Genomic DNA, 9,875 nt, shown 5'->3' on the forward strand with positions numbered 1-9,875 from the left:
TTAGCCATGGTCTCGTGGGCTCGGAGATGTGTATAAGAGACAGAAATTATGCATTCCTATATGGCTATAATACCCAATGTTCTACAAACACACATTTTCACCCTTCAATAGAACTGGCTGGAATTTTAGAATATTAGCACAATATTCTTTATAATCATTATCTGAAACAGCAGAAATTCTAGCAGAAATCTCTGAAAGCGATGTCACGGTAATACCAATATTCTTCATCTCTACCAATTTCGCCATCGCCGAATCCTTCCATACTATTAATGGTAATCCAGCTAACACATATAACGAAAATTTATGAGGTGCAATAATTTTAAGATAACTCCCCCATGTACCAGAGCAGGTTTCTGTGGAATCTCCGTCCCAAACAAGTCCCCAACTCCCTTCTAAGTGACCAATTATATCAGGCTTAAAAACTCCTTTATACTCATATTTATTCTTCATAGCATTATTTGAGGAACAAGAACCATATACTATAAGATCTAAATCTTTATTCTCAAAAACAAAATCACTAAAAAACACGCTCTTATCTATATTACCTGCGAAACAAACCTGCTTACTTAACTGACGTGCTTCTTTATCTGGGACTGCAATATAAGGGAAACAACCTAAATAATGATATTTAATACCCGGTCTCAATCGCTGCTCAAAATAAGTTTGCATTTCAGGTGTATGCACAATTATTTCATCAAAATTTGACAAAACCTTATTCTCAAAGCCCGATAGCTCCCCTTTTTCTCTTACAGAATTAATATCATGCAACAATGTTATCAGATATTTTTTTTTCAAGAAAGGAAGAATAAAATAAAGCATTTTAGGATTTAAACTTGGATACTGAATCAACAATGTTGCACCATTAGGTAAATTGATAGCAAGACGAATCATTTTTAGGAATAAAACAACAATAAAAAGTAGCTTATTCTTATACCCTCTCAAAATGATAGGATATTCTTCATAACCATTTTGTAAAGCAATTTTATGTATATCTTGAGGAGCCTTAACACTTGCTCCACCACCTATTAAAGATTTACTAAGTTTATCATTTGTTATAGTTTTAATAATAAGTATGTATTTCTTCATTTTATAAACCTTGTGATTTAACTATTTCAAAAACCCTTTTCACAATAGGAGCCATATCATAATATTTGTATTCAGCCAATCGACCTCCAAAGATGATATCTTTTTCGTGAGCTGCTAATGCACGATATTTATCGGCTAAATCATTATTTAGAGTATCATTTACTGGATAATAGGGCTCCATACCAGGTTTCCATTCTGTAGAATACTCTTTGCTAACTACAGTTTTCGGACAATCCAAAAGTTGCTGACCAAACATCTCAAAATGTTTATGCTCAATGATACGAGTATAGGGTACTCCTCGGTCAGTATAATTCACTACAGCATTACCTTGATAGTTGGCAGTATCATAGATCTCTGTTTCAAAAGATACGGTGCGATATTGCAAACGCCCCAAACGATAACCATAGAACTCATCTATCGCACCTGTATAAACAATCTTATCGGCAAGAGCTGTCAGTTCTTCACGATTCTCCCCAAAATCACAATTCAGACGACACTCTACACCATTCAATAGACCAGCAATCAGTTTATTATAGCCACCGATTGGAATTCCTTGATATTTGTCATTAAAATAGTTATTATCGAATACCATACGTACCGGCAATCTACGAATGATAAAAGCAGGCAATTCTGTACAAGATCGTCCCCATTGTTTTTCAGTATATCCCTTGATGAGTATTTCATAAATATCTTTTCCAATAAGAAGCTGCGCCTGTTCTTCCAAATTTTCAGGTTCACGACCATTAAGAGCAACTTTTGCTTCCGTCCGCTGTTCCTCCAATTTAGCTTCAGCTTCAAGAGGAGTTGTCACGCCCCACATCTGATAGAAGGTATTCATATTAAAGGGAAGATTATAAAGTTTGCCTTTATAATTAGCCACCGGTGAATTGGTATATCGGTTAAACTCCACTATAGAGTTGACAAAATCCCACACTTCTTTGTTTGAAGTATGAAAGATATGCGCTCCATATTGGTGAACATTTATTCCTTCTATATTTTCACAATAAAGATTGCCACCCAGCTGTGGACGCTTATCAATGACCAAACATTTCTTACCTTGTCGTTTAGCCATACAGGCAAAAGTGGATCCAAAAAGTCCGGAACCCACTATCAAATAATCATACTGTTTCATATATGTAAATATCTTGTTTTTATACCAGCTTCAACAAGTGCGGATGATATTCTTGAAATATCCTCTGCTGTCGGAGTCGTAAATGTTGAGAAGCAACGTTTCAATCGTTGATATTTTGCGTGTCCCAACGTATGATAGCTCAATAATTCTATAGAGTTTACAGAATAGTTCTTTAATTGTTCGACAAGCCAAGATAGCCAATCGATATTATCTAGCAGTTCTGCAAATACAACCAATCGGTAAGTTGCATTAGATAATTTTATAGTAGGGAAAAAAGTATAATAAGGAGATTGAAATTTCAAATCAACAATCCATTCATCCACCCACTGGAACATTTCTGCAAGAGGGGGGACAGAAAGTGCGGTTTCCACTGCTATATTATATTCTTCCTCTTTCAAGCTTCTTATCAATGCACAGAGACTTTCACCTTGTAACAAAGGCTCACCTCCGGAGAAGGTGACCCTCCGATACCCACTCGCTTCAATTTTGGCTTTAAGTTGATCCAAAGCAAACCATTCGCCCACAGATTCCCTCGCACCAAAAGGACAAGTGTTTTCCAAATTAAAAACATCATTACAACTACCACAATATTTACTCCCCTTAAAAACTGCACATCTTTCTTCATTGTAAAAAGTTTCAGGTTTGCTGGATTGAGTCTCCGGATTGCAGCACCAAGGACACTTAAGAGGACACCCTTTAAAAAACACAGTTGTACGTAAACCGCTTCCATCATCTAAAGTCATTCTTTGAACAGCTGTTACCAATAATTGCCGTTCAGCACTCATACGCCTCTGCCCGATTTATTAGGTTTACTTTATATTCATCCGGAAGTTCATTAAAATATGCGCTAAATCCCCATACACGAACAACTAAGTTAGGATACTTTTCCGGATGATTTCGTGCATCAATTAATGTATTTTTGTCCAACACATTCAACTGAAGTTCGTATAATCCACGCTGCACACTGTCATTCAACAGTTCGCTCAATTTATCCACATGCCTATTAAAAGCCGCAGGTATAATAAAGTCCACCACATTTCCATTGATACGACAACCCTCATAATTCATCAAAGACGCAAAGTTGATAACCTCCACAATATCAATATTTTTCCCAACCGGCGATATATGCGTAGAGAGAGGTTCACCCGAACGACGCCCATCCATAGACGCTTCTATATCAAATGCTTGAGAAATATAGTTGGGTGAGCTAAACCCCACTTTTGCCCGCCTTCCATTGATGCGAATATTCGAAACAACTGATTCAATTTTATCACTCACCCGATTAGTTAATCGCAAAACACTGTCATCAACTTTCCCAAACTTGAGAGGTTGCGACTGAAGCAAGCCCCTAAGATCCGCCGCGTTTTCAAAATTATGCTCTATCACGTCCTTGCACTCTTTAAGAGTAAGTAACTTTTGCTTAAACACCAGTTCCTTTATATTAAGCAAAGCATTGATGGTATTAGGCAAACCGACCACTAACATTCCATGATAAGCATACTTCGCTCCTCCCTTACTGATATCCTTTCCCGACTTCGTGGCATCCGAAAACAACAATGTAAACAAAGGAGAACAATCCATTACCAAGTCGTGAGCGCAACTTCTGATATTCTCTTCCAGACATTGTTCAAACAACCGCATAAAGGCTTCAAAGTCCGCTGTATAAGAAGACGCCATCATTATAGCATTATTGACAGCTTTCAAAGGAGAAATACTGTTAAGATTATTATTCTGGTCAAAACTCTTCCCTAGGATTAGCGGCTCCCAACAGGCGCTAGTCCCTAAGTTGTAACAATCTTCCGGAGCATAGCCAAACCTCTCCATCAGAGGTATCACCTTATCCTCATTCAAAATCAGAGGTGACCCATTCCCTTTGAGTAAACACCGGGCAGTAGCGTCATAGACAGACTTTGATGTATGATTATTTACTCTTAAAATCAGTTTTGGATCAGGAATGGAAAGTGTGGCGAATATTCCCAGAAAAAGGTGAGTCAACTCATTCTCCACATTCCGACCTTCTTTATCGAAACCTCCCAAAAGGATATATTGTCCGGTATCTCCATAAAGTGTAGCGCTTTTTTGATGCGTCTGCGATCCGATAAGAGCAATCATCTCCCGAAGAATGACTTCAGCTTTTTCTCTCGTAAGCCGCCCCTCTTCAATATCTTTCTTATAGTAAGGGAACAGAGCCATATCCAATCGCCCCAGGCCATTATGCCCATGCTCCATTTGCCAAAGCATCGCATGAAAAAACAGAATTTTCTGTAGTGCTCCCTCGAAAGAATCAGAAGGATACAAGACACGCCTACAAAGGCGTGTCACCTCCATAAAACGCACTACGCAAGATTGCTTTTCAGTCACTCTGTCAACTAAGATTTTCAACGCTCGCACCACTCTATTTTCTCCCATTGCAGCAAAGTCTGTCGCAAGCACCTCTTCATAAGCCGGAGTAATGCTTAAAATGTTCATAGCGTGCGTGGGGAAAAAGCGGTGAAGCGTCTTGGAATATGGATAAAAGAAATAATTGTTTTCATCGATTTCAATCTTACGGCATATCTTTTCCAACTGTTCAAGATAGGCTGTCTCTTCATCCTTAGCGTGCGAATACACCCACTTTTGACACTGAAAATCCTTTAAACCTCCAAGTATCATGTCCATTTTACCTTCAGCACGATGGCTCTTCACACATCTGACCAAAGTAACAAGCCGCATGGGCATTACTTTTTTTATCGTATTTTTCATCTCTCTATGAATTTATATTGCCGTTTACGTTGCAACTCTCTGATGGCGCACCTCACCTTTTCCGGCAGTTTCTTTCCCCAACGCATTGCAAAAGTTTCTCTTTCTTTAGGCACATGCCTGTATGGAGATGGAAGAGCGCTCAATTCATCCTCACGCGTTTCCACTTCCTCCATCATTTGTTGTACAGAAACATCGATCTTACGCATTGTTTCATCTTGCTTCCATAATTCATGCAATATATTACCATATCGATTCAGAATATCCATCTTATCGAGTCCTTCCCGTTGAGTTCCAAAAGCGAAATGAGCAATCAGCGCATCACCATTAAAGCAGTTAGCTTTGCCTAGTTGAGTTGGCTTGATACAACTCAAAAACTCTTCATCATCTCCAGGCACTTCGCCCTTGAATTCAGCCATTTCACCACCAAACCATAAAATACAGTTGATTGAAAAACGCCCCATTGCCATAGGATGTTTACCAACATATAACTCTTGATACTTACCAGTAGTAAGATACTTCTCCATGAACCAATTGTGCAAATCCGCTGCAAACCAACCGTCCAAACTAATAGTCCTCTCCATACAGATACTCATATAATACTTATCCAACTTGATTTTATTATGCACCTGTAAAAGATAAGTAGACAAAGCGTTATTGATTACGAGCGGTGATACTAAAAAATACTCTGGATTATCCACACGAAACTTTACCATCTTCTCGAATAATTCCGGTTCAAACCATACCACATCATCATCAAGTTTCATATAAATAGTATCTTTGTCACAACAATCACGATAAAATGCATTAATGCTCGCAATACCATTAACGACTCCGTCCGGTTGCCACACCAAATTAACTTTCGGATATTTCTTCGCAAGCTTTTTAAAGAACTCAATATCCACCATATTGTGAGTATTAACCCATATATCATACCGATCTACAATATCAGCATTCAAAATGGGAGGAACCAAATATTGCATATAACGGCGGCGACCTGCAGCCGTATTCACTACAACTTTATAATTTTGATACATATCATCTGAATTTTAGGATTAAATTACGTAAGAGACACATCAAAAGTACACTCACAGGAGTGGAGAACCGTATCAGCATCTTTCTCCTGCCTAGATACTTCTTGAATTCAGTCTTGAAACCAAGTGTTTCGATTTCTCTCAAAAGTATGCGTATATATTGTAATCTTTGCTTTATGCCACGGCTGCTATCAACCGCATGAAGCATGTTATTATAATATTCAAGAATTGTATATTGAGTCAGTTCATCACTTTGAGGAAGTAAGTCACTTCGCCTCTTCAATTCACGTGCCACTTCGACAATCACTCTAGGCTCGGTATATTTTCCACCTAAATGTTCTCCCGGATGATGCACATAATTATAAGCAATCTGGTCAATCACTCCTACAGATTTTGCTCTGCCCAGACAATCAAGAGCAAAGAGGCAATCCTCAAAATAGTGGAGATTTGTTGACAACCGGAAACATCAGATAGTTCCGTTTCATATCCAAATATAACTGCGCCAACGATTCGGCATTGTCACACCGACATTGTTTCAACACATGTCCACCGCTGCCGTCGATAGGATAATCTTTATAACCAAATACATATACATCTGAAGGATTTTGACGATGCAATCTCAACACTTCTTTATAAAGACCGGGATCAAGAAAATCATCCGAGTCTATAAAAGTAAAGTATTCACCTTGAACATGTTCAATACCATAATTACGCGCATTGCCTACTCCTCCGTTGGGAATATGAAAGGCATGAATCCAACTATACTTCGATGCATATTCATCACATATTGCCCCCGATGCATCTTTGCTACCGTCATCCACCAACAGCAATTCTATTTCATCACCCATATCTTGGGCTATGACACTATCAATACAACGATGCAAATAAGGTTCTACGTTGTATACAGGAATAATAACTGAAAGAAACATATTTAATTAAAGTGAACGATGTTTTATCCCTTTACCGGCTAGTACAGGAATGTATTTATTGATTAGTGGTATCATTATCAAACAGCAGGAAAATACAAAAATAAACTGAACTAACTTACCGATAGCAAACGACGGTATCAATGGACGCAAAAAATAATCAGCTAATGATATAAATATACCCTGAACAGACATAATTATCAATGTATTTCTACCTATATATATCAATACATTTCCTAATTTAGGCATTCTTTTCATAGAAAAAACCGAGAACGAAGCTACGCCGACAATAGCACTGAAACAAGCAAGAACCATCCCTATCTCAAAATAGTTTAAAATTTCCTGATTATGTTTTAACGCATCAGTTCTCACATATACATAAGTCAAAACACACAACGACAAACCCAACAAACAATATTTCCACAAAGGCATCCAATTGCTATTCATCAAAAACCTCTCAACAATAGCATATTTTCTCAATGAATTTCCTATTAGATAGAACAAAAGACACATTGGAATTTGAATAAGCCTATATGTTAAAGGGAATTCCCAAAAACGAAAGCAAGCAGCTAAGACCACGCACAGTAATATGATAAATATTTTTACCTTCCCCTTAAAGCGAGCCACGTTATACCCTAGAACTTCTACCATAAATAATATTGGAAGAAACCAAAGTGCGCCGGGAAGCAATATCTTCAGTTCATAATATCTCCCTTCACAAATATATTCCGGAGAAACTACAAGACTAACCACCGTATATAGAACACAAGGAACGAGAAGTGTCCAAACCCTACTTACAGCAAACGGTAGCAATTGAGGATGCTTCGCTATATTGAAGCAGTATCCCGATAGCATGAAAAAAAGAGGCATGTGAAATGCATATATCCATGGACGGATATATAGTTGATTCCCAATCATGTGACCAACTACCACAAGGATAATACCTATCCCTTTTAAAATATCAAGTGATTCTATACGCATAATTAAATAGTAAAGATTGTTTGAATCAATATACATTAATTTTAGAAACAATATATTTTGCGACTCCCATTGGAGAAAGAGTATTCTGATAATATATTCTTCCTTTCAAAGAGAGTTTCTCCATCCTACTATCATCAGTAAGAAGTGCTTGAATTAATTTATCTATACCATCCCAAGATTCCACTTCTATATAATTCTCCGGATGATAATATGCAGTAGCAGGCAACTTTTCTGTTATCACAATACAGCCTTGCCTAAGTGCCTCATAAAACCTAAAACATTCAGTATTAAAAAATCCTTTAGGCGATAAGATGATTTTAGAATTTGCCAAAAGCGTTCCATATTTATCCGGAGTCAATCCCGCCTCAAAAGACCGTGTAAATTCAATATACGATGCATCAAAAATATCATCAAAATGAGTGGCACCAATCTTAAAAACTAAACTTTTCAGTCTTAATGAAAAATTTCTCCATTTTTTATCATATTCATATCTAGCTGCCAATTTTAAGATAGGAATAGCCAACCTTCTTTTTATCGACCATCTACCCCTTGCTAAAGCTTCATAAAAAGGAACTCGATTTTTATTCAAATTGCCAGAATAAAAAACATTATACTTTCTATCCAATATAGGAACAAAAGGCTGTTCCTTTATTTTATAAGGAATACCCAAAGGATAAGAAAACAAATTGGAATATTTTTCGCTTTTTTTCCGAAGATGTGTTTTAAACACACAAACAAAAGAAGACATGACCTTTACAGATGGTTCCGTTCCTAATTGATCTTCCCACTGAATAAGAATTTTACGAGGAAAGGCATCATTCATGGAATCCGGTTCTATGTTTGCTGTAGCACAGAAAAAATAGAAACGATATTCTTTAAAAGATGGCATGATAGCAGACAATGATTCCAATACATCTTTTACATAAACCCGCTGATTCGTATCCTTTAACTTATATACAGATGCCGAATCATAAAAGGCATTTTCAAAACCATACAACATATCACGAATGTGTTATTTGACAAAATACAGCATGAAGAAATATCTTAATCTTTCTTGAACGAGAAAGATACTTGTTTTGAAAACAATATTTTCTCCATACTGATAATTTTGAAAAAGGGATTCCAGACAATAAAATATCAAATTGAATTTGCAATTTATGATAAGAGACATCCTCAAAAAACTTAGTCTTATAATTTTTCACAGATAGTTGTGAAACGAATGTATGAACCCATCCCCAATATAGATAGTCAGCAGTCAATTTCACTATCCTGTTTTTTTATACTGCCATCACCAGTGATATGAATGGACGATTTACGAAACGTGAATACTATAGAAGGGGTACTTAATACTCCTCCGTCAGACATCATATAAGCGGTTGCCGCATCAGAATTCCATGCGAAAGGAAAATTTATAAATCCACCTCTTTTCATAAATTTTTCACGATTATAGACATATTGGGCTTGTACAGAAATCATTCCACGTGATGCATAATATAAAAAATCATCTTGTGGCATATAAATGGGAAACAGATGATCTTTCTCTACTTCTGCACCTTCTTCATTAATAGAACGTACTCTACCAGGCACCAAACTAACTTTAGGAAATCGCTCTAGTAAACAGGAAACTTCATCTAAAAAATCAGGACTATAAACATCATCATCAGACGCTAATATCAGATAGTCTCCTACAGCCTTTTGACAACACTTATTCCAATTCAATATTAAATCCGTACCACCTATATTTTTTTCATTTATATCATATTGAATACGACTATCGTTAAAAGAAAACACTATAGAATCAATATCATCTGGAGATTGATCATTTACGATAATCAATTCAAAATCACTCATAGTCTGATTCAATATGCTATCTATAGATTCAGACAAATATTTTGCTTTAAACACAGGGAGCACAAACGAAAATCTGGGTGGGCGTGCGTTGGGTGTGCATGTGTGTGGTCTGTCTCTTATACACAT

General features: G+C 36.9%; 10 protein-coding genes. All 10 read right to left on the reverse strand.

The window, feature by feature from the left end; genetic code table 11:
• Positions 1-81: 81 nt before the first annotated feature.
• Positions 82-1,086 (reverse strand): galactofuranosyltransferase, encoded by a 1,005-nt coding sequence (locus tag LPH68_RS24410; RefSeq protein ID WP_074708508.1) that lies wholly within the window; start codon positions 1,084-1,086, stop codon positions 82-84.
• 1 nt (position 1,087) lies between these two features.
• Entirely contained in the window at positions 1,088-2,218 is a 1,131-nt protein-coding gene (gene glf, locus LPH68_RS24415) for a UDP-galactopyranose mutase (protein WP_120080427.1), read from the reverse strand.
• Positions 2,215-3,003 carry a 4Fe-4S cluster-binding domain-containing protein gene (locus tag LPH68_RS24420; protein WP_120080425.1) on the reverse strand — a complete coding sequence of 263 codons (789 nt, stop codon included), beginning with the start codon at positions 3,001-3,003 and terminating at the stop codon, positions 2,215-2,217. The genes glf and LPH68_RS24420 overlap by 4 nt, the downstream gene beginning before the upstream one ends.
• Entirely contained in the window at positions 2,993-4,960 is a 1,968-nt protein-coding gene (locus tag LPH68_RS24425) for a pyruvate formate lyase family protein (RefSeq protein ID WP_120080423.1), read from the reverse strand. The genes LPH68_RS24420 and LPH68_RS24425 overlap by 11 nt, the downstream gene beginning before the upstream one ends.
• Complete coding sequence (locus tag LPH68_RS24430) at positions 4,957-5,994, reverse strand: hypothetical protein (protein WP_120080421.1); 1,038 nt, start codon at positions 5,992-5,994, stop codon at positions 4,957-4,959. The genes LPH68_RS24425 and LPH68_RS24430 overlap by 4 nt, the downstream gene beginning before the upstream one ends.
• A gap of 1 nt (position 5,995) precedes the next feature.
• Positions 5,996-6,373 (reverse strand): hypothetical protein, encoded by a 378-nt coding sequence (locus LPH68_RS24435; protein ID WP_230297184.1) that lies wholly within the window; start codon positions 6,371-6,373, stop codon positions 5,996-5,998.
• Positions 6,374-6,422: 49 nt separating this feature from the next.
• Entirely contained in the window at positions 6,423-6,920 is a 498-nt protein-coding gene (locus LPH68_RS24440) for a glycosyltransferase family 2 protein (RefSeq protein ID WP_230297185.1), read from the reverse strand.
• A 6-nt stretch (positions 6,921-6,926) separates the two neighbouring features.
• Entirely contained in the window at positions 6,927-7,898 is a 972-nt protein-coding gene (locus LPH68_RS24445) for an acyltransferase family protein (RefSeq protein ID WP_151923785.1), read from the reverse strand.
• 25 nt (positions 7,899-7,923) lie between these two features.
• Positions 7,924-8,898 carry a hypothetical protein gene (locus tag LPH68_RS24450; RefSeq protein ID WP_151923784.1) on the reverse strand — a complete coding sequence of 325 codons (975 nt, stop codon included), beginning with the start codon at positions 8,896-8,898 and terminating at the stop codon, positions 7,924-7,926.
• Between the two features lie 248 nt (positions 8,899-9,146).
• Positions 9,147-9,875 (reverse strand): glycosyltransferase family A protein (locus tag LPH68_RS24455; protein ID WP_230297186.1); only part of this gene is annotated, 729 nt, incomplete at its 5' end.

Origin of the sequence: Bacteroides sp. 1_1_30, assembly GCF_020982715.1 — a bacterium.
Classification (GTDB): domain Bacteria; phylum Bacteroidota; class Bacteroidia; order Bacteroidales; family Bacteroidaceae; genus Bacteroides; species Bacteroides xylanisolvens.